Raw genomic sequence first — 24,398 nt, forward strand, 5'->3', positions numbered from 1 at the left:
TCAGCTTGTGAGGCGGGAAAAGTCCAGGATCAGGCTTTGGTAGAAAACCGGTAGCCGGTGCCGCGCACGGTTTGTACCAGGTTTTCATAGGCATCACCGAGGGCTTTGCGCAGGCGGCGGATATGCACGTCGACGGTGCGCTCTTCGACATAGACGTTGCCGCCCCAGACCTGGTCCAGCAACTGACCACGGGTGTAGGCGCGTTCCTGGTGAGTCATGAAAAACTGCAGCAGGCGGTATTCGGTCGGGCCCATCTCGGCGGGTTTGCCGTCGATGGTCACGCGGTGGCTGATCGGGTCCAGCAGCAGGCCGCCGATTTCGATCGGCCCTTCACCGTCGGTAGGTCCGGCACGGCGCAGCACGGCCTTGAGGCGCGCCACCAGCTCGCGTGGAGAAAAGGGTTTGGTGATGTAGTCGTCGGCGCCGACTTCCAGGCCCTGGATCTTGTTGTCCTCTTCGCCCTTGGCGGTGAGCATGATGATCGGGATGTCCCCGGTCAGCTCATCGCGCTTGAGGCGTCGGGCCAGCTCGATACCGGACGTGCCCGGCAGCATCCAGTCCAGCAGAATCAGATCCGGCTTGCGGTCGACGATGATGGCATGGGCCTGCTGCGAGTTCTCCGCCTCCATGCAGTCGTAGCCGGCCATTTCCAACGCAACGGCGATCATTTCGCGAATGGGTGCTTCGTCGTCGACGATCAGAATGCTCCTGCCAACCATGCGTTAATCCTCTTGTCATTTAACTGTCTTGCGCCGCATTAGATAACGGAATTATTGCAGTCGTGTGACAGTATTTTAGTCGCCCGGCGATTGTCATGATCCTGAACTAAGCTCTAAGTCCGAATCCTGACAACCACAAGAGGAAGGTTTTCATGAAACAATACCCGCATTCCTTCAAAGCCCTGCTGTTGGCCGCTGCCCTGGCGTTGCCGACAATGGCCTGGGCTGCCGAGCCGGTCATGATGAAGGACGGTGTGATGGCCGACCATAAGGGCATGACCCTGTACACGTTCGACAAGGACACTGGCGGCAAGTCGGTGTGCACCGGTCAGTGCGCGGAAAACTGGCCGCCGTTCAAGGCGCAAGCGGGTGCCAAGGCCGAAGGTAAATGGACGATCGTCAAGCGTGACGATGGCACGATGCAATGGGCCTATGACGGCAAGCCGTTGTACTATTTCATGAAAGATAAAAAGCCAGGAGACAAGGAAGGCGACAAGATGAAAGACGTCTGGCACGTCATCACCAATACCGGCCCGAAGATGTAAGTCCCCTGTAGGAGCAAGCTTGCTCGTCAGTTAATACGCGGAACCTGTGGGAGCGGGCTTGCTCGCGAAGACGGCGGCTCAGTCAAAATTGATGTCGCCTGACACACCGCTTTCGCGAGCAAGCCCGCTCCCACATGAATGGCGCTTAACTGACTGGCATTAAGGTTTGCCTGCGAAAACGTCAACCGCCTTAACGCAACCCATAATCCAAAACAATCCCCACAAAAATCGCCAACCCCGCCCAGTGGTTGTGCAAAAACGCCCTGAAGCAACGCATCCGGTCCTTGCCGCGGGTGTACCAGAACTCCCACGCAAAACAGCCCGCCGCCGCCAACAATCCCAGGTGGAACCAGCCGCCCAGCTCGAATTGCGAACCGGCCAGCAGCAGGCAACCCAGCGCCAATCCTTGCAGGGTCAGGATAATGACCCGGTCCGCCTCGCCGAACAGAATCGCCGTGGATTTCACCCCGATCTTCAAATCGTCATCGCGATCGGTCATGGCGTAATAAGTGTCGTAGCCCACGGTCCACAGCAGGTTGGCGATCCACAGCAACCACGCCGCGGCAGGCAGTTCCCCGGTTTCGGCGGTGAACGCCATTGGCATCCCCCAGGAGAACGCCGCACCCAGCACTACCTGCGGGTAATAGGTATAGCGCTTCATGAACGGATAACTGAACGCCAGCGCCAAGCCGCCAAACGAGAGCCAGACCGTGGCCGCGTTGGTGCAGAGCACCAGCAGGAAGCTCACGCTCATCAGCAGTGCGAAGAACACCAGGGCTTCCCTGGAGCTGATCTTGCCGCTCACCAACGGTCGCTGTTCGGTGCGTTTCACATGGCCGTCGACTTTACGGTCCGCCCAGTCATTGATCACGCACCCACCGGCCCGAGTCAGCACCACGCCGAGGACAAAAATCACGATGTTGGCCAGCGAGGGCGAACCCTTGCCGGCAATCCACAGCGCCCACAACGTCGGCCACAGCAGCAGATAGATGCCGATCGGCTTGTCCATGCGCGTCAGCTGAATGAAGTCCCAGGCCCGAGGGTTCACGCGATTCAGGGACTTGAGCAGGCTCTGGTACATCAGCAATTCTCCGGATGGGCGCGTGTGGCGCGCCACAAGGTCGGCAGGAAGATTTCGGCCACCAGCACGCTCAGGGCCCCGCGGTCGAAGCGCGAACGGCGGCCCCACAACCCAGGCGCTCGGGAGTCGGCCGGCAGCCACTCCTGAGGATAGTGGCAAACCTCGATGGCCCGGCGCTGGAACGCATGATCGCAAAACAGCAATTCACCCAGGGAACGGCTGCCCAATTCGTCCATATGCAAACCGTCGCCCTGCAACGCACTACGCGACGCCACACTGCGGGCAAATACCCAGGCTTCGCCATGCCCGCGCAGGTACACCTCGCGCACCCAACCTTCGCTGCCTTCGGCCAGGTCCAGCGCGGCACATTCGTCGGCGCGCAGTGGCTGCCAGCCTTCGAACAGCGGCGTGACACTGAAAGCGTCATTCGACAAGCGGGTCAGCCGCCGGGTGAGCGAACCTTCATCGAACAGCCAGTCAAGGGTGGACGTGTCCGGGAGTGGCGTCAGTTGGCTGTGGGAGAGCCAGCGAGGCGTCGCGCAGGGGGATTTTGAGTGTTGCACAGTGAGTCATTATTGGCAGCAAATGAGGCGGCGAGCTTACCATGTCGGTTGGCGATTTTGATTGATCCGCCCCTCGTTGCGCCGACAGGCTTGCATCTGCCGGGCCCGATCAGTACAAAACGCCCCTGAGCCGGACGGCAGCGCTCCCACCATCGACCGTTCGTGCCGGCTAAAGCCTGAATGTGAGGATGTACCTGAATGAAAAAGTGGCAATGTGTGGTCTGCGGCCTGATTTATAACGAGGCCGACGGCTGGCCGGATGACGGGATTGCGCCGGGCACCCTGTGGCAGGATGTGCCGGAAGACTGGCTGTGCCCGGATTGCGGCGTGGGCAAGATGGATTTCGAAATGATCGAAATCAATTAAGACATCAGAGGAGTAAGGAATGAACGCACCTGTCGTGATCGTAGGCACCGGGCTGGCTGGCTACAACCTGGCCCGGGAGTTTCGCAAACTCGATGGCGAAACCCCGCTGCTGCTGATTACCGCCGATGACGGACGCTCCTACTCCAAGCCGATGCTCTCCACCGGCTTCGGCAAGAACAAGGACGCCGACGGCCTGAGCATGGCCGAGCCGGGCACCATGGCCGAACAGTTGAAGGCCGAGGTGCGTACCCATACCCGTATCAGCGGCATCGACCCGGGCCACAAGCGCCTGTGGATCGGCGAAGAGTCCGTGATCTACCGCGACCTGGTGCTGGCCTGGGGTGCAGAAACCGTACGCGTGCCCATCGAAGGTGATGCGGCTGATTGCGTGTTCCCGATCAACGACCTGGAAGATTACGCGCGCTTTCGTGCGGCAGCGGCCGGCAAGCGTCGGGTGTTGTTGCTCGGCGCCGGCCTGATCGGCTGTGAATTCGCCAATGACCTGAGCCTTGGCGGTTATGAGGTGCAACTGGTTGCGCCGTGCGAGCAGGTGATGCCCACCCTGCTGCACCCGGCAGCCGCCGCGGCGGTCCAGGCCGGGCTGGAAAGCCTCGGTGCACGCTTTCACCTCGGGCCGGTGCTCAACCGCCTGCAGCGAGTCGCTGACGGGCTCGAAGCGCATCTGTCCGATGGCCAGGTCATTCCTTGCGATGTGGTGGTGTCGGCCATCGGCCTGCGCCCGCGCATCGATCTGGCCGCCGCTGCCGGCGTGCAGGTCAATCGCGGCGTGGTGGTCGACCGTCACCTGCAAACCTCCCACGCCAATATCTACGCGCTGGGCGATTGCGCCGAGGTCGATGGGCTGAATCTTCTGTACGTCATGCCCCTGATGAGCTGTGCGAGAGCGCTGGCGCAAACCCTCGCCGGAAAATTCACCGCCGTGAGCTACGGGCCGATGCCGATCACCGTGAAAACCCCGGTCTGCCCCTTGGTGGTATCGCCGCCGCCACGGGGTACGGAAGGCGTCTGGACGGTCGAAGGGCAGGGCGCGGACATCAAGGTTTTATGCCGCGATGCCAATGGAAAGCTGCTGGGTTATGCCCTGACAGGCGCGGCAGTAATGGAAAAACTCGCACTGAACAAAGTGCTCCCACCACTGCTGGCGTAAATACCGGTCGTTCTGTCGGAATCACCCCGCTTTTGCCCCTACAAAGGTTGCGCCGAGACTGGCGCGGCCCTGCCGTGCGTGCCATCCTCAATCCCGTCTGCCGCAGAGTAGAGCATCTGCGGCGCCTTGGGCGCTGTTCCAACGAGAACGGCACGGACATAACAACAAAAAACCGTCAAAGGGGCTTCACTAATGCGTAAACCAGAACTCGCCGCCGCAATCGCGGAAAAAGCAGACCTCACCAAAGAGCAGGCCAATCGCGTCCTCAACGCCGTTCTCGAAGAAATCACCGCCGCTCTGCACCGCAAGGACAGCGTCACGCTGGTGGGCTTCGGGACCTTCCTGCAACGCCATCGCGGTGCACGCACGGGCAAGAACCCGCAAACCGGTGAGCCAGTGAAAATCAAGGCCAGTAATACCGTTGCGTTCAAGCCGGGCAAATTTTTGAAAGATAGTGTTAATCCGTAATCCGTACCGACTTCCCGCTTAGCGGGAGAGCGGGAGAGCGGGAGATAAGATGGGCACGCCAACGAGGTTGGGTGCCCATTTTTAATGCGGCACGGCGCTGGTCTTTGTAGGAGCTGGCAAGCCAGCTCCTACAGTGTTTTGTGTTGGACACAATATTTGTGCACGGCAGCGATTCCTGTGGGAGCGAGCCTGCTCGCGAAGGCGGACTGGTATTTGGCATCGATGTCGACTGACATGCCGCCTTCGCTGGCAAGCCAGCTCTTATAGAACAAAATTTATCTCATTGATTTTTAAGATAAATTATTTGCCGATTTATCGGCATGTTCTCTGCGCGAAAGCGCAGCCTCTTCGCAGGCTGGGCGGCCTCCTACAGTGTTTTGTATTGGACACAATATTTGTGCACGGCAGCGATTCCTGTGGGAGCGGGCTTGCTCGCGAAGGCGGACTGGCATCCGGCATTGATGTCGGCTGACACGGCCTCTTCGCGGGCAAGCCTCGCTCCTACAAGTGGATATCCCTGATATCTCTTTACGTCTTGATCGGAGGCGCCGCCGGATTCGGCGAGGCGATGTGATCCAGCGCTCGTTCCACCAGTAGATACACGCCGTCGGCCATTCTGCTGATTGCCAGGGCTACAGAGCGGCTTCGGCCTTCTACGTCGTCGGCCAGGTCTGCGGCGATGGCGCTGATGGACAGCAGGTCTTCCGAAGCGTTTGCGAGAAGGGCTTCGGTATGGATGCCGGGGGAGACGGTGAAGAGTTGGCCGTTTCGGGTTTTGGGTCTGGATGGATTGAATTTGTCAGGAAGGGAGCCTGGATTTTTCATAGTGATGAACCTCATGGATGAACAAGTGTTCTCCCGATTTACGGACTTGCACATCCGTGTTACCGAATTTTCGGTGACGGCCAGAGGTTAGTGGCGAAAGGCGAGGCGCGGATAGTTCATGGAGGGCACCGCGTATTGCAGGAAATTTCCGATAAGGTTGAGGGGATCAAGATCAAAAGATCGCTGCCTGCGGCATCTCCTACAGAGAGGTCGATTCGTCGCTGCTTCGGTGCGTTTCGTCAATGACTTGGTAGTCATCTGCGTCAAAAAATAGTGCATCTTCTTCTATCGCAAACGATGGTGGCGTTCTGACTTGAAGTCGCTACACTGCGCCGGCCGTTCATTTTTTTCTTGAGGCTGTGCGCATGAAATTTCGTTTTCTTCTGTGGATGCTGGGTCTGTTGATGGGCAAGGCCAGTCGCACCAATCCTGCGTTCCAGCAGCAGTTGGGTGACAAGGATCTGGTGTTCCAGCTACAGACCCTGGATGGGAAAGTGGCGCGGCATTTCCGGGTGAAGGATCAGCGCATTACCAGCAAGTCTGGCGTGTGTGCCGAGCCGGCGTTTGCGATTGCCTTTGAAGACGCCGCATACGGCTTTGCCACGATGCAGGCGAAGAACAAGCAGTTGGCGTTCATGACGGGGATTCAGGACAAGTCGATTCAGATCAAGGGCAATCCGGCGCTGGTGATCTGGTTTCAGGGGTTGACCAAGTATTTGAAGCCGCGCAAGGCGAAGGCCAAAGCCAAGGTCAAGGTCTGAGGTAGTCAGTCAGACCGGGTTGGATTCATCGCGGGCAAGCCACGCTCCCACCGGATCGTGTCGTTCAACCCATTTGGAACGACGCAAATCCTGTGGGAGCAGGCTTGGTCCGGGCGGCGATCCGACGATGCTTTTCAGGGCTGGCTGAATTTCGAGGCCAATTCGCGCAGCAGCACCTCAGCTTCCAGCACTTTACTGACAACGTCGTTGGCTTTGTCGCGACTCACGCCCAGGCGCTCCAGCAGGGCGTCGGGGATATCTTCGACCGGGCCGGACCCCACGCCGCGGCTGCGTAGCAGACGTACTGCCAGACAAACCAGGTTCGGATATTCGGCGTTGGCGCCGTCGTAGCTCGGGTCATGCTGGAAGCGCAGGGCGGTGCCCAGTTCATCGGGCATGTCCCAGTAGCGCATCAGCCACGCTCCGATCTGTTCGCGGCTGATGCCCAGCAGGTGTTGCTCCACAAAACTGTGGGACAGGTGCGGATTGACCTCCAGGTGGCGGCAGATCAGCGAGAAGTGCGGCGGGAACACGTGGGCCAGCAGCAGGTAGCCGAAGTTGTGCAGCAGGCCGGCGAGGTAGGTCAGGCCGGCTTCCGGGCGCTGGGCGCGGGGCATGGCGCGGGTCAGGCCTTCGATGACGGCGGCGGTGTAGATCGACTGCTGCCAGTACGGCGTGGTCTGTTGTGGGTAATCCTTGGGCAGGCTCAGGGTTTTGCCCAGGGCCAGGCCCAGCGCCAGGTTGATCACCAGGTCGAAACCCAGCACCCGGACGATGGCGTCTTCCACTGAGCGAATCTTGCCCGGCGAGGCGTAGTACGCTGACGCCGCCCAGCTGACGACTTGCGCGGCCAGGGCCGGGTCGGTTTCGACGACGCCGGTGATGTCGTCAATGGTGGCGTTGGGGTCGACCCGCAACTTGATAATTTTCTGCGCGGTCGCGGCCAGGGGCGGAATTTCGATGGTCTCTTCCAGGCGTTGCTGGATGCGCCGCGCAGTGAACGCCTGGACGGCCAGGGTGATTTCCTGGCGGTCATCGTCGGGCCGATCGAGGTTCGGGAGGATGCTGGTCAGGGTTGCGCCGAAATGAGCGGCGCTGGCTTTGGTCAGCAGGATCTTGAAGTCTTCGCGGGTAACCTCCAGCAATACGCCCGGCTCCCCCGAGTCGATCAACAGCTTCGGCTCGCGCAGCAAGCTTTCTTCGTACAGGCACGGCGAACGGGTCAGCGCCGGCAGGCCAGGCAGCAGGCTCAGGTTGTGTTTGCCGAGCATTTTTACCAGACGTACCGTGGACACGGCGGTCATCCGGCGACCTGTAAGTTCGGCGAGACGGTTGAGGTCCAGCAATTGGCTTTGAGGGAACAGCACCATGAGCATGCCGACCGCATCGTCGACCAGAACCGCCTGAAGTTTGCGTGCGGGATTCAGGCCGTGGTGGTCGAAGACTTCATCAAAGGCAATGCCCAGGTTGCCCAGCAGCAGCCGAATTGCAGACGAAGTATGCGGGGTTTCGGGGGCAAGGGCAGCGTCAGTCATGGCGTGGATCCGTTCTCGAACAGTTGCAAAAGTATAACCATCATGTTTAACACGGCGGTCCGGAAACTGCGACGCTGCTCACACTTGGCCGTATTGCTGACCGTGACGCAGCCAGCGGTCGAGCAGCGGGCTGACGTGATCGGGCCAGCGCTCCAGCAACGCCTGCGCAGCGTCGCGCACGGCGGGCAACAGGTCGGCGTCGCGCATCAGGTCGGCGACCTTGAACTGCAGCAGGCCGGTCTGGCGCGTGCCGAGCATTTCGCCGGGGCCGCGCAGTTCGAGGTCTTTTTCGGCGATGACAAACCCGTCATTGGTTTCGCGCATGATGCCCAGGCGCTGACGACCGATCTGTGACAGCGGTGGATGGTAGAGCAATACGCAATGGCTGGCGGCACTGCCCCGACCGACGCGCCCGCGCAACTGGTGCAGCTGCGCGAGGCCGAGGCGTTCGGGGTTTTCGATGATCATCAGGCTGGCGTTGGGCACGTCGACGCCGACTTCAATCACCGTGGTGGCGACCAGCAGTTGCAAGTTTGCGGCCTTGAACTCGGCCATCACGGCGGCTTTCTCGGCGGGCTTCATGCGGCCGTGGATCAGCCCGACCTTCAACTCGCCAAGGGCGGCGGTGAGGTCTTCATAAGTGGTTTCGGCGGCTTGGCAAGTCAGCTCTTCCGACTCTTCGATCAGCGTGCACACCCAATAGGCCTGCCGCCCCTCGGCACAAGCGCCGCGCACGCGTTCGATGACTTCGACCCGCCGGGTGTCGGTGACCAGCACCGTGTTCACCGGAGTGCGACCGGGCGGCAGTTCGTCGAGGATCGAGGTGTCGAGGTCGGCGTAGGCGCTCATGGCCAGGGTTCGTGGAATCGGGGTGGCGGTCATGATCAACTGATGCGGACACATCCGCCCGCCGACGCCTTTCTGCCGCAACGCCAGGCGCTGTTGCACGCCGAAGCGGTGCTGTTCGTCGATGATCGCCAGCGCGAGGTTCTTGAACTGCACTTCCTCCTGGAACAGCGCGTGGGTGCCGACCACCATCGGTATGCCACTGGCGATCTGTTCCAGCGCGGCCACGCGGTTCTTGCCCTTGAGTTTGCCCGCCAGCCACGCGACTTCGATGCCCAGCGGTTCGAGCCAGCGCTTGAAGGTGATGAAGTGCTGCTCGGCGAGGATTTCGGTGGGCGCCATCAACGCGACTTGATAACCGGCCTCCAGCGCCTGTAAAGCGGCGAGGGCGGCGACCACGGTTTTGCCCGCGCCGACGTCGCCCTGAATCAGCCGCAGCATCGGTTCGTGCTGACTGAGGTCGTAGGCGATTTCATTGCCGACCCGTTGTTGGGCACCGGTCGGGGTGAAGCCAAGGTTGGCCAGGTATTTGGCCGGCAGTTTCGTCGCTTTGGGCATCGCCGGCGCACGCAAGGCGCGCATGCTCTCGCGCAGGCGCTGCTGGGACAGTTGGTGGGTCAACAGTTCTTCGAAGGCCAGACGGTGCTGCGCCCAATGATGACCGAGGGCGAGTTCGTCGACATCGGCATCGGCCGGCGGGTGATGCAGGTAGCGGATCGCATCGGCCAGCGGCGCCAATTGATAGTCCCGCGCCAGTTCGGTCGGCAGCCAGTCGGGCAGGCTGGTGGGGCCGAGCATCGTCAGGGTCTGCATGCACAGCTGGCGCAGACGTTGCTGCGTCAGGCCTTCGGTGAGCGGGTAGACCGGGGTCAGGGTTTCATCCACTGGCGGCGGCTCGTCGCCGGTGATGGCGCGGTATTCCGGGTGATAAATCTCCAGCCCCGACGCCCCGGGCCGTGGTTCGCCGTAGCAGCGAATGCGTGTGCCGCGCTTCAGGCCTTCTTTCTGGGCGTTGCTGAAATGGTAGAAGCGCAGGCTAAGGCTGCCGGTACCATCCTGCAAACGCACCACCAGACTGCGGCGTCGGCCCATGACCACGTCCGCGCCGCTGACGGTACCTTCGATCACCGCGTCTTGCCCGGGCCGCAAATGGCCGATCGGAACCACGCGGGTGCGGTCCTGATAACGCAGCGGCAGGTGAAACAGCACGTCCTGGAGATTCTCCAGGCCGACCTTGGCCAACTTCTCGGCCATGGCTTCGCCGACACCCTTGAGTGCCGTCACCGATACTTGTGACAACTCGGTCATCGCTGCGGCTTAACCGGCAACCACCGGCGCTGGCGGCTTGGCCACCGAGCACAGGCGAATGGAGTCAGCGAGGATCTCGATGGCTTTGGGTCGCGGGAAGCTCGCGCGCCAGGCGATGGCCACGGTACGGAATGGCACCGGGGGCGACAATGGGCGCACTTCGATCACGCCGGGGGCGTAGTGATGGCTGTCCACCGCCGAGAGCGGCAGGATCGAGATGCCCAGGCCGGAAGCGACCATGTGGCGGATGGTTTCCAGCGAGCTGGATTCCACCGTGGTGTGCTTGGCGCCGTCGTTGCCTTTGGCCAGGGTCGGGCAGGCTTCCAGCACCTGGTCGCGGAAGCAGTGGCCTTCGCCGAGCAGCAGCAGGCTCTTGTCGTTGAGCAGGGCGGCGTCGATCGATTCCTTTTGCGTCCACGGGTGCTGGGCCGGCATCAGGACATAGAACGGCTCGTCGTAGAGCTGCAAGGTCAGTACGTCGGCTTCGTTGAACGGCAGGGCGATGATGATCGCGTCGAGCTCGCCGTTGCGCAGTTTGTCGCGCAACACGTGGGTGAAGTTTTCTTCGATGTACAACGGCATCTGCGGGGCGACCCGGTGCAGTTGCGGAATCAGGTGCGGAAACAAGTACGGGCCGACGGTATAGATGGCGCCGACTTTCAGCGGCGCGGTCAGCTGGTTCTTGCCGGCCTGGGCCAGTTCGCGAATGCCTTGGGCCTGCTCCAGGACTTTCTGCGCCTGGGCCACGATGCCTTCGCCGACCGGGGTCAGGCGTACGGCGCTCTTGCTGCGCTCGAAAATCAGCACACCGAGTTCATCCTCGAGCTTTTTCACGCCCACCGACAGCGTCGGCTGGCTGACATGGCAGCGCTCGGCCGCGTGGCCGAAGTGCTGCTCTTGGGCGAGGGTAACGATGTAGCGTAATTCTGTCAGGGTCATAGCAAGCGTCCATGAAGTTGCGGGCCAAGCATACCGGCTGCAATCGATAGACGCACGTTATCAGACTGAGTGTGTTGCGTGACACTGGGCAATGCGGGTTTGCCGCTGGCGGATATGCAAAAAGACACCTTTCGGTGCCTTGTCACAGATATATCTGTCGCCGATGATCCCTGTGGGAGCGGGCTTGCTCGCGAAGGGGCCATAACATTCAACATCGTTGTTGACTGTCATACCGCTTTCGCGAGCAAGCCCGCTCCCACAGTGGTTCAGCGGTGTTTAGCGTCGGCGTTTTTCCAGCGAGTAAACAAAAGGTGCAACGATTTCGATGGAGCCGTTGTTCAGCATGTCGGCCGGTGGCTTGGGCAGCGGCTGGGCGCGTTTGATCATTTCCAGGGTGGCCCGGTCCAGATCGGCGTTGCCGGAGCGGCTCACCAATTCGTACGACAGCACGTTACCTTCGGCATCCACGACAAAACGTAGGCGGTTCAAGCCTTCCTTGTTCCGCGCCTGAGCACTGGCCGGGTACTTTTTGTACTTGGCCAAATGAGCGAGCAGGGTGCCTTGCCAGCTGGCCTTGGCCGCTTGTTGCGCCGCCGAGGGTCCCGGAGCCGGTTGTGCGGATTTCTCCGTCGGTGCCTGGGTCGGTTGCGCGTCGCTCGGTTTTTCCTCGGACGGTTTTTCCTTCGGCGGCTCCGGTTTCTTCTCCACTGGCTTGGGCGGTTGAGGCTTGGGCTTGGGTTTGACCGGCTTCGGCACGGCAATCTCGGCCTTCGGCGCTTCAGCCAGTTTCGGGATCGGCAGTTCTTCCACCGGGGCCGGTGGCTGTGGCGGCGTTATCACCTTGGGCGGTGCCGGCGGTGGCGGGGCCGGAACCGGCGCCAGCTCGACCATCATCGCCTGCGGCGGCAGCTCGATCGGTGGGCGGGACGTCCAGTTCAGTGCCAGCGCAATGGCCAGCGCATGGACGCCCAGCACCACGGCCAGGCTCCCGCTGTAACGCGTCAGCTTATGGCGCGTCGTGATCATTTCTTGGCTGCCGTCTCGAGTCCGACCAGGCCGACCTTCAGGTAGCCAGCGGAGCGCAGGTTGTCCATCACGCTCATCAGGTCGCCGTAGTCCACGCCTTTATCGGCCTGGAAGAAGATCGTCGTGTCTTTCTTGCCCTTTGTCCTGGCGTCCAGCGTGGCGCCGAGCGCTTCGGCTTTCACTTCTTCTTCGCCGAGGAACAGACGTTGGTCAGCTTTCACGCTGAGGAATACCGGTTTTTCTGGCCGCGGCGCCGGTTTGGCGGTGGACGCGGGCAGGTCGACCTTGATGTCCACGGTGGCCAGCGGAGCGGCCACCATGAAGATGATCAACAGCACCAGCATCACGTCGATGAACGGCGTGACGTTGATTTCGTGGTTCTCGGCCAGATCGTCGTCTGCGCCTTCTTTCAAATGCAGGCCCATGGCCGATTACCCCACTTTCACCATGTGCGGTTGCGAGCTGCGCTCATGCTGGCGGTCGAGGTCGCGGCTGACCAGCAGCAGGACTTCTGCCGACGCGTCCGACACCTGCGCCTTGTAACCGGCAATGGAGCGGGCGAACACGTTGTAGATCACCACCGCCGGAATTGCGGCCACCAGCCCCAGAGCAGTCGCCAGCAGCGCTTCGGCAATGCCGGGCGCCACGACCGCAAGGTTGGTGGTCTGGGTTTTGGCGATGCCGATGAAGCTGTTCATGATGCCCCATACGGTACCGAACAGGCCGACGAACGGCGCGGTGGAACCGATGGTGGCGAGCACGCCGGTGCCGCTACTCATGTTGCGACCGCAGGCGGCAACCAGGCGCTCGAGGCGGAAGGCGACGCGTTCCTTGATGCCTTCTTTCTCGCGGCTGTTGGTCGACAGGCGCATCTCTTCCAGCGCATCGTGGACCAGCAGGTTGGCGAGGGTGCCAGTCTTGGTGGCGGTCGAGCTGGCTTCTTTAAGGGTGGTGGCTTTTTTCAGATGGACGATCTCATTGCGCAGACGACGCTTGGCGCCCATCAGCTCAAAGCCCTTGGCGATCCAGATGGTCCAGGTGATGATCGAAGCGATGGCCAGGCCGATCATCACGATTTTCACGATGATGTCGGCGTTCTGGTACATGCCCCATGGCGACAGGTCGTGGGCCATGCCGAGGGTGTTGTCGGCTTCGAGGACTTCAGGAGCGTCTTCGGCGGTGGTGTCTACAGCCTGGGCCGGGTCAGTCGCGGCGGGCGTGACGGCAGGTGCGGCAGCTGGAGTTTGATCGGCGGGGGCTGCAGCCGTTGTGGCCGGGGTGGCTGGCGCTTGTGCATCAGCGAACGCGGCAGTCGGTGCCAGCATCAGGCTGAGCAGCAGGGCGGCCACTGCGCTCCAGGCGCGCGGTCGTTTGGTTGGCGAAGCGGGGAATTGATTGCGTGTCATGCTGGCCGGACCTGAGAAAAGAAAAACGGTAGATGCTCTTCCAGGCCTCGAAGGCCGAGAACAAAAGTGGCGGGCATTATTGCAAGTAATTCTTGTTAACAGAAGTAATAGAGTATCTTTTTTTCCTGCATTACTAGCCGCTCGTCCATTGCCGGCGCTAGTCTGTGGCTTTGCGATAGGAGTTTTTTGATGTCCGCGCCTTCTGTTTTGATCGCCGGCTGCGGTGATGTCGGCAGTCGTCTGGCCAGGCAATTGCTGGCCGAACGATGGCAGGTTTATGGTCTGCGCCGCAGTGTTTCGCGGCTGCCGGCCGGGGTCATCGGTGTCGCCGGTGACTTGTTCCGCGAGCAGTGCCCGACTGACTGGCCGAGCGGGCCGCTGGATTATCTGGTGTACAGCGCTGCCGCGACCGAGCACGACGAGGCGGGCTACCGGGCTGCCTATGTCGAGGGTTTGCAGCACGTGCTGGGCTGGTTGAAGCAGCATGGCCAGCAGCCCAAGCGGGTGCTGTTCGTGTCCAGCAGCAGTGTTTACGGTCAGCAGGCGGGGGAGTGGGTTGATGAAACTTCGCCGACCATTGCTGCAGGCTACTCAGGTCGTTTGATGCTGGAAGCAGAGCGAGTGGCGCTCCAGAGCGGTATCCCCGCCAGCATCGTGCGCTTGACCGGCATCTATGGTCCGGGCCGTGAGTGGCTGCTGACCCAGGTTCGTCGGGGGTATCGCGTGGCAATCGATCCGCCGTTGTACGGCAACCGGATTCACGTTGATGACGCGGCAGGGCTGTTGGCGTTTCTGCTGGAGGCGGATCGACGCGGCGTGGCGCTGGATGACGTTTATATCGGCGTGGACGATGCGCCTGCACCACTGGCGCAAGTGGTGGACTGGCTGCGCGAATACCTGGGCGTCACCGAATGGGCTGAGGATGCGAGTGTGCGGCGCACTGGCAGCAAGCAGTGCAGTAATGCCCGGGTGAAGGCGTTGGGCTGGAAGCCTGCGTATCCGAGCTATCGCGAAGGTTATGCCGCGATTCTCGAAGGCCGCTGCTGACTCAGTCACCACAAACCAAAATGTGGGAGCGGGCTTGCTCGCGAAAGCGGTGAAATAGTCAACGATGATGTTGAATGTTATGGCCCCTTCGCGAGCAAGCCCGCTCCCACATTAGTTTTTCGGTGTTCTTAAGACCGGGTTACTGTTTTTCGAGCAACCACTTGCGCTCACCTGGCGTGAACTGCGGCATTTCGTCCGCCTGCGCCGTGTTCACAGCCTGGAGAATTTCCAGTTCCTTGCCCTTGCGCGCAAAGATCCAGGTATTGCCCTGGCCATTGAGTTGCAGCCACATGTTGTCGTTGCCGCCGCTCATCGAAGCGCAATCACCGGCCAGGCACAGCGCATAGCGATCCGCCCCCGGCAAACCGGCAACCTGGCCGTCGGCCTGGAATTGCACAGTGTTGCCTGCGCCGGGCCCATTGATGACTTTCCAGCTGCCACCCATATAGGAGGAATACAGCGCGCGCTCGAAACTGGCGCCAAGCGGTGCGCCGTCCGGCACCTGAACCTGTGCGCGGTCGAAGACCTGTTCCGGCTCATTCTCACTGGCGGCCTGACTCAGTTGCTTGCCATCACGCTTGAGCTCACTACCGGCGCTGCCATAAAAATCGATTTTCCAGGCGCCAGACTCTTCGCCCAGCAGCTTGCCGTCGACGTTTTCAAAACCGTTGGTGTAGCGGGCCTGACTGGCCTTGGTGTTGACGTCCCACTCCAGGTTCGGGCCATAGGCCTGAAGCGCTTCACGCAGGGGGCCGCCTCTGGATGCAGCATCGATCGCCACCTGGTTGATCCAGGTGCCGCTGATGTCACGGTCGGCAGGGTTGCTGGCACATCCGCCCATGAACAGGGCGAGCAGCGAGAGAGCAAGCGCTTGGCGCATGGTGGAATCCTTTCAGAACGCTTTCTTTTACAGCATCGGCGGCGCAGCCTGTGGAGGGCTGCGCCATATGCATTTACTCGATGACCAGGATGGCATCCATTTCAACCTGCGAACCCTTCGGCAGGGCGGCGACGCCGATGGCGGCGCGGGCAGGGTAAGGCTGGTCAAAGTACTTGCCCATGATCTCGTTGACCTTGGCGAAGTGGCTCAGGTCGGTGAGGAAGATGTTCAGTTTGACGATGTCCTTGAACGAACCGCCGGCGGCTTCGGCCACGGCCTTGAGGTTCTCGAACACCTGGACGGTCTGGGCTTCGAAGCCTTCGACCAGTTCCATGGTTTTTGGGTCCAGAGGAATTTGACCCGACATGTAAACGGTGTTGCCAGCCTTGATCGCCTGGGAGTAAGTACCGATGGCGGCCGGGGCCTTGTCGCTGGTGATAACAGTCTTGGTCATGAATGACTCCTTGTAATGGCTGGGCTATGTGGGCGAGCTATGCACGCATGCGGGTGATGCGAATCACCCCGATCAGTGCGCGCAGTTTCTTGATCACGCGGGCCAGGTGCACGCGGTCGTGCACGCTGACCACCAGCTGGACCACGCTGATGCGACCATCGCGTTCGTCCATGCTGATTTTTTCGATATTGCCGTCGGCTGCATTGACGCTGCTGGCCAGCAAGGCGATCAAGCCGCGCTGGTGTTCCAGCTCGACGCGCAGTTCGACGTTGAATTCGCCGGTGACATCCTTGGCCCACGAGAGCTGGATGCATTTTTCCGGGTTGTGACGGATTTCGCTGATATTGCGGCAGTTGTCCAGGTGCACGACCATGCCTTTGCCCGCCGACAGGTGACCGACAATCGGGTCGCCCGGGATCGGCGTGCAACACTTGGCGTAGCTGAGCACCAGGCCTTCGGTGCCGCGAATCGCCAGTGGACCTTCCGGGCTGGGCAGCTGTTCGCCTTCACCGAGCAGGCGACGGGCGACCACATAGGCCATGCGATTGCCCAGGCCGATGTCTTCGAGCAGGTCTTCGATCAATTCCAGGCGGTACTCGGTGAGCATCGCCTTGACGCGCTCGGCCGGGACTTTGTCCAGGGAGCTGTCGAAACCGTTGAGAACCTTGTTCAGCAGGCGTTCGCCAAGGCTGATGGACTCGGAGCGGCGTTGCAGTTTCAGCGCATGGCGGATGTGGGTCCGCGCCTTGCCGGTCACCACGAAGTTCAGCCATGCCGGATTCGGCCGTGCGCCGGGAGCGCTGACGATCTCGACCGTGGAGCCGCTTTGCAGCGGTTCGGACAGCGGTGCGAGACGACGGTTGATCCGACAGGCAATGCAGCTGTTGCCCACGTCGGTGTGCACCGCGTAAGCGAAATCGACCGCCGTGGAGCCTTTGGGCAGCTCCATGATCCGGCCTTTGGGCGTGAACACGTAGACCTCGTCCGGGAACAGGTCGATCTTCACGCTTTCGATGAATTCCAGCGAGTTGCCGGCCCGTTGCTGCATCTCCAGCACGCCCTTGACCCACTGGCGGGCGCGGGCGTGAGTGCCTTTGGGCTGCTCGTCGCCGCTGGATTTGTATAGCCAGTGGGCGGCGATGCCGTTGTTGGCCATCTCTTCCATTTCACGGGTGCGGATCTGAATTTCGATCGGAACCCCGTGCATGCCGAACAACGTGGTGTGCAGCGACTGGTAGCCGTTGGCCTTGGGGATCGCGATGTAATCCTTGAAGCGCCCTGGCAGTGGCTTATATAAGTTATGCACGGCACCCAGCACGCGGTAGCAGGTATCGACCTTGTCGACGATGATGCGGAACGCGTATACGTCCATGATCTCGTTGAAGGCCCGACGCTTGCCGCGCATTTTCTTGTAGATGCCGTAGAGGTGTTTCTGGCGACCGCTGACCTCACCCTGAATCTCGTCGATGGCCAGGCAGTGGCTCAGCGATTCTTCGATCTTGTTGACGATTTCCTTGCGGTTGCCCCGGGCGCGCTTGACCGCCTGGTAGATCCGCGCGGAACGCATCGGGTGCATGGCCTTGAAGCCAAGGTCTTCAAACTCTATGCGGATGGCGTGCATGCCCAGCCGGTTGGCGATGGGTGCATAGATTTCCAGGGTTTCCTTGGCGATCCGCCGGCGCTTTTCGCCGGACAGCACTTCCAGGGTGCGCATGTTGTGCAGACGGTCGGCCAGCTTGACCAGGATCACGCGAATGTCGCGCGCCATCGCCATGGCCATTTTCTGGAAGTTTTCCGCCTGGGCTTCGGCTTTGGTCTCGAAGTTCATCTGGGTCAGTTTGCTGACGCCGTCGACCAGTTCAGCCACGGTTTCGCCGAACTGCGCTTGCAGCGCTTCCTTGGCAATCCCGGTGTCTTCGATCACGTCATGCAGCATCGCCGCCATCAGGCTCTGATGGTCCATGTGCATGTCGGCAAGAATATTCGCCACCGCAAGAGGATGCGTGACGTACGCCTCACCGCTACGGCGGCGCTGGCCGTCGTGGGCTTGTTCGGCGTAGAAATACGCTCGGCGGACCAGGTTGACCTGGTCCTTGCCGAGGTAGGCCGATAAGCGTTCGGCGAGGGCGTCTATGCTCGGCATGATGAATCCTGCCGTTCGCTGTGACCCCGCGCCGTGCTACGTCGACCAGGCATGGCTTAGACGGCCTCGTTGGACTCGTCCTCGAACGCTGCGAACAGCGGTTCGTCTTCGACGATTTCAGCGTTGGCGATGAACTCGTAGCTCATCAGGCCTTCAGCGATTTCGCGCAAGGCTACAACGGTAGGCTTGTCGTTTTCCCACTGAACCAGTGGCTCTTTGCCGCCGGTGGCCAGTTGACGGGCACGCTTGGTAGACAGCATGACCAGCTCAAAGCGGTTTTCCACGTGGTTCAGGCAATCTTCAACAGTTACGCGGGCCATGGTATTCCTCGGAGCGAATGCAATATGCGCGCTGCCCGGTTGGGCGAGCGGACTCAACAGTTTAAAAAATCACCAGCGATTAGGGAAGCGCTGATTTTTTGAGCAAACTTTCAACGCGCTGCAAGTGCCAATGTAAAGCCCTTGCAACGGTTTTGGGAAGCGCTGTTAACCGAGCAATTCGGCCAAAAGTTTTCCGTTACGCTGCTGTTGACGCTTCTGATGCAGCTGGTTGGCACGGAAAATCGCCTTCAAATCGTCCAGCGCGTGGGCGAAATTGTCGTTGATGATCAGGTAGTCGTAATCCACGTAGTGGCTCATTTCGCTGACGGCTTCGCGCATCCGGCCTTCGATGATCTCGTCGCTGTCCTGGCCGCGATTGGTCAGGCGCTGGTGCAAGGCCTGCAGGGAAGGCGGCAGAATGAAGATCGAACGGGCCTGGGGCATCAACTTGCGCACTTGTTCTGCACCCTGCCAGTCGATTTCCAGAATCAGGTCGTGGCCTTCGTCCAGGGTCTGCTGCAGGTGGCTTTGCGAAGTGCCGTAGAGATTGCCGAACACTTCGGCGCGCTCGAGGAAATCCCCATGTTCGATCATCTTCACGAAGTCGCTGCGTTCGACGAAGTGATAGTTCACGCCGTTCACTTCACCCGGGCGCATGGCGCGGGTGGTGTGGGAGACCGAAACGCGGATCTCCTGATCAGCGTCGGTCAGGGCCTTGACCAGGCTGCTCTTGCCCGCGCCCGAGGGGGCGGAAATGATGTACAGGGTGCCGGTGCTGTGGGTCATGTCGGGTTTGCCTTACTCAATATTCTGCACTTGTTCGCGCATCTGTTCGATCAACACCTTGAGGTTGACCGCCGCCTGGGTGCTGCGCGGGTCGAAGGCTTTGGAGCCCAATGTATTGGCTTCGCGGTTGAGCTCCTGCATCAGGAAGTCCAGGCGCCGACCGGCAGCGCCGCCGGACTTGAGCACCCGGCGAACTTCGATGATGTGAGTGCTCAGGCGATCCAGTTCTTCGGCGACGTCGCTTTTTTGCGCGAGCATGACCATTTCCTGCTCCAGCCGTTGCGGGTCCATCTCGGCCTTCATGTCGGCAAAGCGGTCGAGGACTTTCTGGCGCTGGGTGGCGAGCATTTGCGGGACCCGCTCACGCAGGGTCGCCACGTCTTCTTCGATGGACGTCAGGCGAGCGTCGATCAATCGCGCCAGCTCCGCGCCTTCGCGCTCGCGGCCAGCCTTTAGCTCTTTCAGGCCTTGATTGAACAGTACCAGTGCCTCGGCGTTCAAGGCTTGCGGATCGCTGGCGTCGCCCACCAGTACGCCAGGCCAGGCCAGGACTTCGAGCGGGTTCAGCGCCGCGGGGTTTTTGATGAGGCCGGCGATCGTCTCGGCGGCGGCGACCAATTGCGCGGCGCGCGCCTGGTCTACTTGCAGCGGTTTGCCGGTGTTTTCTTCGGTAAAGCGCAGGGTGCATTCGAGCTTGCCCCGGGACACGCCCTGGCGCAGGGCTTCGCGGACCGCACCTTCGAGGTCACGAAAAGACTCTGGCAGGCGCAAGTGCGGTTCCAGGTAGCGGCTGTTGACCGAGCGCAGTTCCCAGCTCAGGGTGCCCTGGACGCCGGCTTTCTCGACGCGGGCGAAGGCGGTCATGCTGTGCACCATGGAGGTACCTCGCAATGCAGATCGGCCCGGAACTGACGTTCTGGCAATCTGATATCAATGAATTTACGCCGACTGGCAGCAAAGGCGCAGGATTGTAGCGCAGTGGCGTGGATGCGCCCAAACACACGATGTGACAAAGGGCTGCTGGTCGTCGGCAGCGGGCTGTTCAGAGCCATCGCTCGTCAGAGGATTTTTTTAGAAGTGCCCAGTCGTAGCTGGCGGCTCTATAATGCTCCGCAGTTTTCCGTCCCCGTACAGGTATCCCTTATGAAACGTCCAAGTGGTCGCGCTGCCGATCAGCTGCGCTCGATCCGCATTACCCGCAACTACACCAAACACGCCGAGGGATCTGTACTGGTCGAGTTCGGTGATACCAAAGTCATCTGCACGGTCAGCGTCGAGAACGGCGTACCGCGCTTCCTCAAAGGTCAGGGCCAGGGCTGGTTGACCGCCGAGTACGGCATGCTCCCGCGCGCTACCGGCGAGCGTAACCAGCGTGAAGCGAGCCGTGGCAAGCAAGGCGGTCGCACCCTGGAAATCCAGCGTCTGATCGGTCGCTCCCTGCGCGCTTCCCTGGACATGTCCAAGCTGGGCGACGTCACCCTGTACGTCGACTGCGACGTGATCCAGGCGGATGGCGGCACCCGCACCGCGTCCATCACCGGCGCCATGGTTGCACTGGTCGACGCCTTGAAAGTGATCAAGAAGCGCGGCGGCCTGAAAGGTGGCGACCCGCTCAAGCAGATGATCGCTGCCGTTTCGGTCGGCATGTATCAGGGCGAGCCTGTACTCGACCTCGACTACCTGGAAGACTCGGCTGCCGAAACCGACCTGAACGTGGTGATGACCAGCACCGGCGGCTTCATCGAAGTCCAGGGCACTGCCGAAGGCGCGCCGTTCCAGCCTGAAGAGTTGAACGCCATGCTGGAACTGGCGAAGAAAGGCATGAGTGAAATCTTCGAGCTCCAGAAGGCTGCACTGGCCGACTGATCGCCCCCCCCTGTAGGAGCGAGCAGTGCGGCGACCCGACTTGCCCGCGAACGGTGCGCCGCGGTGTGTCATTTGCACCGCGTTATCGTTCTTCGCGGGCAAGTCGGGTCGCCGCACCGCTCGCTCCTACAGGGGGCATTTTCTTTTTCAGTGCGCTGTCTTTTATATCTTCGCTCTATTAGTTGAATTCCTCTTTCTTACACTTTTAGTCACAACTGCACAGTGCCGGCACTACCTATGTGCTTGGCAATGAGACTTGGCGGTTGATAAAGTTGCTTCCACGAAATATTTCAAGAAATATTTCGACATATTCAAACCATTGAAGGTCCTTGAATCTAAAACCAATCAGTGTTGAGACGATCAACCTGTTCAAGAGGCGTGTCCAGGTAAACAGTTCGCCCCTGAATATATATATCCAAGAATAATCCCAATGGTTCAGCTCGATTTTTATGGAACATTAGTCGCCGCCTCCTTAGTACTTCTGCTGGGTCGCGGGCTCGTCATGCGTGTTGGTTTTTTACGCGCCTACAACATCCCCGAGCCGGTTGCCGGCGGCCTGGTGGTTGCCCTGGTTCTTTTGGCCTTACGAAGCTTTGATGTTCAAGTCCGATTTGATACTTCGCTGCAGACGCCCCTGATGTTGGCGTTTTTCGCCACCATTGGCTTGAGTGCAGATTTCGCCAGCCTGAGGAAAGGCGGGCGCGTAGTGGGGGTCTTTGTCCTGGCCGTCACCGGGCTTCTAGTGGTCCAGAATGCGATGGGTATCGGTCTCGCAACGATGTTGGGGCTCGATCCTTTGATGGGCCTGCTGACAGGCTCGGTTACCTTGGCCGGGGGCCACGGTACGGGCGCCGCATGGGGAGCGACGTTCAGCGAGCAGTACGGTCTCGCTTCCGCCTCCGAACTTGCGATGGCCTCTGCGACGTTTGGATTGGTGCTGGGTGGTTTGATTGGTGGACCGGTGGCGCGCCTGCTCATCAAGCGCATACAAGTACCGGGTTGCGTTGAGCAAGAAAAGCCACGGGTGCCAAAGGGCTTTGAACAGCCGAACAAAGAGCGCTCGATCACACCTTTTTCGTTTATTGAGACACTCGCGCTGATTGCTGTCAGCTTACTGGCAGGTTCTCTTCTGAATAAACTGCTCCTCGGAACCGCATTTGAGTTGCCGACCTTCGTTTGCGTCTTGTTCGTGGGTGTGGTTTTACGCAACAGTCTTTCAGCACTTGGCCTTTATCAAGTGTTTGAGCGTGAAGTCTCAGTGCTGGGGAATGTCAGCTTGTCGCTGTTTCTGGCGATCGCTCTGATGTCGCTCAAACTGTGGGATCTGGCTGCACTGGCTTTGCCGATATTCATCATCCTGGCTGCGCAAACGCTGGTCATGGCGCTGTTTGCGATTTTCGTGACCTTTAGAATCATGGGCAGTAACTACGATGCAGCCGTACTGGCGGCCGGTCATTGCGGTTTTGGGTTGGGTGCCACGCCAACGGCCATCGCTAACATGCAAGCGGTGACGCAGCGTTATGGCCCTTCGCAGATAGCGTTTCTGGTGGTGCCCATGGTGGGGGCTTTCTTCATCGACATCATTAATGTCATCGTGATCAAGTTGTACCTTGCGCTGCCGTTTTTTGTCGCGGCGTGACGTTCAGGTCTGGTCCGGAGGAAGTGAGCTGTTTTTACCCTGGATTGGCGCATAAAAAATGCCCGTATCTTGCGATACGGGCATTTTCTTTAACCGGCCAGCAGATCGCCTGGTTTCACACCGCCTGAGCGATGCCGGTTTTTGTGTGTCTGCGAAGAAACGCTTAGATGGTCAGCGTCCAGTCGTAGTCCACGATCAGCGGTGCATGCTGCGAGAACCGCGGCTGACGTGGCAAACGTGCGCTGCGTACAAAGCGGCGCAGGCCCGGGGTCAGCAACTGATAGTCGAAACGCCAACCGAGGTTGAGCATTTCCGCCTGTTCGTTGTCCGGCCACCAGCTGTACTGGTCGCCTTCGCGGCTGACTTCTCGCAGGGCATCGACATACCCCATGTTGCCGACAATCTCGTCCATCCAGGCACGTTCAGGTGCCAGGAAGCCCGGGGATTGCTGGCTGTCGCGCCAGTTCTTGATATCCAGCTTCTGTTGCGCCACGTACAGCGAGCCACAATAAATGTACTCGCGACGTTTGCGCCGCTGTTTATCCAGGTAACGGGCGAAATCGTCCATTAGCTTGAACTTCTGGTTCAAGTCTTCATCGCCGTTCTGCCCCGAAGGGAGCAGCAAGGTCGCGATGCTGACCTTGTCGAAATCGGCTTGCAGGTAGCGCCCGTAGCGGTCGGCCGTCTCGAAGCCGAGACCGCTGATGACTGCCTTCGGTTGCAACCGCGAATACAAAGCCACGCCACCTTGGGCGGGAACTTCGGCTTCGCAGGCATAAAGGAAGTAGCCATCCAGTTGGAAGGCTGGATCGTCCAGTTCAAAGGCGGAGGCGCGGGTGTCCTGCAGGCAGATGACGTCGGCATTCTGTGCTTGCAGCCAACTGAGCAACCCTCGCTCCACTGCAGCCTGAATACCATTGACGTTCACACTGATGATCCGCATAAATGGCCCCAAAAATCGCGTGCGTGTATGATACACGGCGTCAACCTAATTAGCTAAATCCGTGGTATTTGGGGTTTTTTTCATGCAAGCGTATCAACGCGATTTCATTCGTTTTGCCATCGATCGCGGCGTTTTGCGCTTCGGCGAGTTCACCCTGAAGTCCGGGCGCACCAGTCCTTACTTCTTCAATGCCGGCCTGTTCAATTCAGGGAAGGCCCTGGCGCAGCTGGGTCGTTTCTATGCGGCAGCCATCGTCGAGAGCGGCATTCCCTTCGACGTACTGTTCGGTCCGGCCTACAAAGGCATCCCCTTGGCAGCGACCACTGCAGTGGCCCTGGCCGAACACCATGAGCGTGATTTGCCATGGTGCTTCAACCGCAAGGAGGCCAAGGCCCACGGTGAAGGCGGCAGCCTGGTCGGCGCGCCGCTGACCGGTGACGTGCTGATCATCGACGACGTGATCACCGCGGGTACCGCGATTCGTGAGGTGATGCAGATCATCGCCTCCCAGGACGGCGCCAAGGCGGCCGGTGTGTTGATCGCCCTCAACCGTCAGGAGCGGGGCAATGGCGAGTTGTCGGCGATCCAGGAGGTGGAGCGTGACTTCGGCATTCCGGTGATCAGCATTGTTTCGCTGAACCAGGTGCTGGAATTCCTGGCTGATGATCCGCAGCTCAAGCAACACCTGCCGGCAGTCGAAGCCTACCGCGCCCAATTCGGCGTCTGACCACAGGTATCGTAGGCAAAAAAAGACCCCGCTCAGT

At 60.3% G+C, this 24,398-nt stretch carries 26 protein-coding genes; 9 read left to right on the forward strand and 17 right to left on the reverse strand.

Annotated elements, in window-relative coordinates; translation table 11 throughout:
- Positions 1-29 precede the first annotated feature (29 nt).
- Positions 30-719: a phosphate regulon transcriptional regulator PhoB gene (gene phoB / locus F8N80_RS09345; protein WP_064680460.1), complete on the reverse strand. Its 690-nt coding sequence runs from the start codon at positions 717-719 to the stop codon at positions 30-32.
- Positions 720-871: 152 nt separating this feature from the next.
- Here phoB and F8N80_RS09350 point away from each other — a divergent pair, with 152 nt between their 5' ends.
- Positions 872-1,264, forward strand: coding sequence for a COG4315 family predicted lipoprotein (locus F8N80_RS09350; RefSeq protein WP_150745131.1), 393 nt, complete (start codon positions 872-874; stop codon positions 1,262-1,264).
- A gap of 190 nt (positions 1,265-1,454) precedes the next feature.
- On the opposite strand, the gene ubiA is transcribed toward F8N80_RS09350, so the two are convergent.
- On the reverse strand, positions 1,455-2,345 hold the full coding sequence (gene ubiA, locus F8N80_RS09355; RefSeq protein ID WP_150783742.1) for a 4-hydroxybenzoate octaprenyltransferase: 891 nt from the start codon (positions 2,343-2,345) through the stop codon (positions 1,455-1,457).
- Complete coding sequence (locus F8N80_RS09360) at positions 2,345-2,908, reverse strand: chorismate--pyruvate lyase family protein (protein ID WP_150783743.1); 564 nt, start codon at positions 2,906-2,908, stop codon at positions 2,345-2,347. The genes ubiA and F8N80_RS09360 overlap by 1 nt, the downstream gene beginning before the upstream one ends.
- Positions 2,909-3,106: 198 nt before the next feature.
- Here F8N80_RS09360 and F8N80_RS09365 point away from each other — a divergent pair, with 198 nt between their 5' ends.
- From F8N80_RS09365 to F8N80_RS09375, 3 genes are all read left to right on the forward strand, one after another.
- Positions 3,107-3,274, forward strand: coding sequence for a rubredoxin (locus F8N80_RS09365; RefSeq protein ID WP_007954349.1), 168 nt, complete (start codon positions 3,107-3,109; stop codon positions 3,272-3,274).
- 19 nt (positions 3,275-3,293) lie between these two features.
- Positions 3,294-4,442 carry an NAD(P)/FAD-dependent oxidoreductase gene (locus F8N80_RS09370; protein WP_150745134.1) on the forward strand — a complete coding sequence of 383 codons (1,149 nt, stop codon included), beginning with the start codon at positions 3,294-3,296 and terminating at the stop codon, positions 4,440-4,442.
- 192 nt (positions 4,443-4,634) lie between these two features.
- Positions 4,635-4,910, forward strand: a complete 276-nt coding sequence (locus F8N80_RS09375) for an HU family DNA-binding protein (protein WP_150745135.1) — start codon at positions 4,635-4,637, stop codon at positions 4,908-4,910.
- Positions 4,911-5,438: 528 nt separating this feature from the next.
- On the opposite strand, the gene F8N80_RS09385 is transcribed toward F8N80_RS09375, so the two are convergent.
- Positions 5,439-5,789, reverse strand: a complete 351-nt coding sequence (locus F8N80_RS09385) for a DUF6124 family protein (protein ID WP_412071175.1) — start codon at positions 5,787-5,789, stop codon at positions 5,439-5,441.
- Between the two features lie 311 nt (positions 5,790-6,100).
- Between F8N80_RS09385 and F8N80_RS09390 the strand changes: the two genes are divergently transcribed.
- Complete coding sequence (locus F8N80_RS09390; RefSeq protein WP_150745137.1) at positions 6,101-6,496, forward strand: helicase; 396 nt, start codon at positions 6,101-6,103, stop codon at positions 6,494-6,496.
- A 134-nt stretch (positions 6,497-6,630) separates the two neighbouring features.
- Here the strand turns inward: F8N80_RS09390 and F8N80_RS09395 are convergent, their stop codons facing one another.
- The 6 genes from F8N80_RS09395 to exbB form a co-directional block, all read right to left on the reverse strand.
- A complete protein-coding gene (locus tag F8N80_RS09395) occupies positions 6,631-8,031 on the reverse strand; it encodes an aminoacyl-tRNA deacylase and HDOD domain-containing protein (RefSeq protein ID WP_150745138.1) in 1,401 nt (466 codons plus the stop codon).
- Positions 8,032-8,109: 78 nt separating this feature from the next.
- Positions 8,110-10,185, reverse strand: a complete 2,076-nt coding sequence (gene recG, locus F8N80_RS09400) for an ATP-dependent DNA helicase RecG (protein WP_150783744.1) — start codon at positions 10,183-10,185, stop codon at positions 8,110-8,112.
- A gap of 9 nt (positions 10,186-10,194) precedes the next feature.
- On the reverse strand, positions 10,195-11,124 hold the full coding sequence (locus F8N80_RS09405; RefSeq protein ID WP_150783745.1) for a hydrogen peroxide-inducible genes activator: 930 nt from the start codon (positions 11,122-11,124) through the stop codon (positions 10,195-10,197).
- A gap of 276 nt (positions 11,125-11,400) precedes the next feature.
- The gene (locus F8N80_RS09415; RefSeq protein WP_150745141.1) at positions 11,401-12,150 is read right to left on the reverse strand and encodes an energy transducer TonB family protein; all 750 of its coding nucleotides are present in this window, start codon (positions 12,148-12,150) and stop codon (positions 11,401-11,403) included.
- Positions 12,147-12,575: a TonB system transport protein ExbD gene (exbD, locus tag F8N80_RS09420; RefSeq protein ID WP_150745142.1), complete on the reverse strand. Its 429-nt coding sequence runs from the start codon at positions 12,573-12,575 to the stop codon at positions 12,147-12,149. The genes F8N80_RS09415 and exbD overlap by 4 nt, the downstream gene beginning before the upstream one ends.
- A gap of 6 nt (positions 12,576-12,581) precedes the next feature.
- The gene (gene exbB / locus F8N80_RS09425; protein ID WP_150745143.1) at positions 12,582-13,556 is read right to left on the reverse strand and encodes a tonB-system energizer ExbB; all 975 of its coding nucleotides are present in this window, start codon (positions 13,554-13,556) and stop codon (positions 12,582-12,584) included.
- Positions 13,557-13,745: 189 nt separating this feature from the next.
- On the opposite strand from exbB, the gene F8N80_RS09430 reads away from it, so the two are divergent.
- On the forward strand, positions 13,746-14,603 hold the full coding sequence (locus tag F8N80_RS09430) for an SDR family oxidoreductase (RefSeq protein WP_150783746.1): 858 nt from the start codon (positions 13,746-13,748) through the stop codon (positions 14,601-14,603).
- Positions 14,604-14,742: 139 nt separating this feature from the next.
- Here F8N80_RS09430 and F8N80_RS09435 read toward each other — a convergent pair whose 3' ends face one another.
- The 6 genes from F8N80_RS09435 to F8N80_RS09460 all read right to left on the reverse strand — a co-directional run bounded on the left by F8N80_RS09435 (position 14,743) and on the right by F8N80_RS09460 (position 20,062).
- The gene (locus F8N80_RS09435) at positions 14,743-15,483 is read right to left on the reverse strand and encodes a hypothetical protein (protein ID WP_150783747.1); all 741 of its coding nucleotides are present in this window, start codon (positions 15,481-15,483) and stop codon (positions 14,743-14,745) included.
- 73 nt (positions 15,484-15,556) lie between these two features.
- Positions 15,557-15,937 (reverse strand): RidA family protein, encoded by a 381-nt coding sequence (locus F8N80_RS09440; RefSeq protein WP_003229509.1) that lies wholly within the window; start codon positions 15,935-15,937, stop codon positions 15,557-15,559.
- Between the two features lie 37 nt (positions 15,938-15,974).
- Positions 15,975-18,080, reverse strand: coding sequence for a bifunctional GTP diphosphokinase/guanosine-3',5'-bis pyrophosphate 3'-pyrophosphohydrolase (gene spoT, locus F8N80_RS09445; RefSeq protein ID WP_150745146.1), 2,106 nt, complete (start codon positions 18,078-18,080; stop codon positions 15,975-15,977).
- 56 nt (positions 18,081-18,136) lie between these two features.
- Positions 18,137-18,400, reverse strand: a complete 264-nt coding sequence (rpoZ, locus tag F8N80_RS09450) for a DNA-directed RNA polymerase subunit omega (RefSeq protein ID WP_007894670.1) — start codon at positions 18,398-18,400, stop codon at positions 18,137-18,139.
- Positions 18,401-18,565: 165 nt separating this feature from the next.
- Positions 18,566-19,186 carry a guanylate kinase gene (gmk, locus tag F8N80_RS09455; RefSeq protein WP_150745147.1) on the reverse strand — a complete coding sequence of 207 codons (621 nt, stop codon included), beginning with the start codon at positions 19,184-19,186 and terminating at the stop codon, positions 18,566-18,568.
- A 12-nt stretch (positions 19,187-19,198) separates the two neighbouring features.
- Positions 19,199-20,062: a YicC/YloC family endoribonuclease gene (locus F8N80_RS09460; protein WP_150783748.1), complete on the reverse strand. Its 864-nt coding sequence runs from the start codon at positions 20,060-20,062 to the stop codon at positions 19,199-19,201.
- Positions 20,063-20,329: 267 nt separating this feature from the next.
- Between F8N80_RS09460 and rph the strand changes: the two genes are divergently transcribed.
- Together rph and gltS are read left to right on the forward strand one after the other, a co-directional pair.
- Positions 20,330-21,052, forward strand: coding sequence for a ribonuclease PH (gene rph / locus F8N80_RS09465; protein WP_046045041.1), 723 nt, complete (start codon positions 20,330-20,332; stop codon positions 21,050-21,052).
- Between the two features lie 430 nt (positions 21,053-21,482).
- Entirely contained in the window at positions 21,483-22,691 is a 1,209-nt protein-coding gene (gene gltS, locus F8N80_RS09470) for a sodium/glutamate symporter (protein WP_150783749.1), read from the forward strand.
- A 163-nt stretch (positions 22,692-22,854) separates the two neighbouring features.
- On the opposite strand, the gene F8N80_RS09475 is transcribed toward gltS, so the two are convergent.
- Positions 22,855-23,634 (reverse strand): exodeoxyribonuclease III, encoded by a 780-nt coding sequence (locus F8N80_RS09475; protein WP_007934608.1) that lies wholly within the window; start codon positions 23,632-23,634, stop codon positions 22,855-22,857.
- Between the two features lie 82 nt (positions 23,635-23,716).
- Here F8N80_RS09475 and pyrE point away from each other — a divergent pair, with 82 nt between their 5' ends.
- Positions 23,717-24,361, forward strand: a complete 645-nt coding sequence (gene pyrE, locus F8N80_RS09480) for an orotate phosphoribosyltransferase (RefSeq protein ID WP_064680437.1) — start codon at positions 23,717-23,719, stop codon at positions 24,359-24,361.
- Positions 24,362-24,398 lie beyond the last annotated feature (37 nt).

It is taken from the genome of Pseudomonas fluorescens, assembly GCF_902497995.1.
In the GTDB taxonomy this organism is placed as follows: Bacteria; Pseudomonadota; Gammaproteobacteria; order Pseudomonadales; family Pseudomonadaceae; genus Aquipseudomonas; species Aquipseudomonas fluorescens_BK.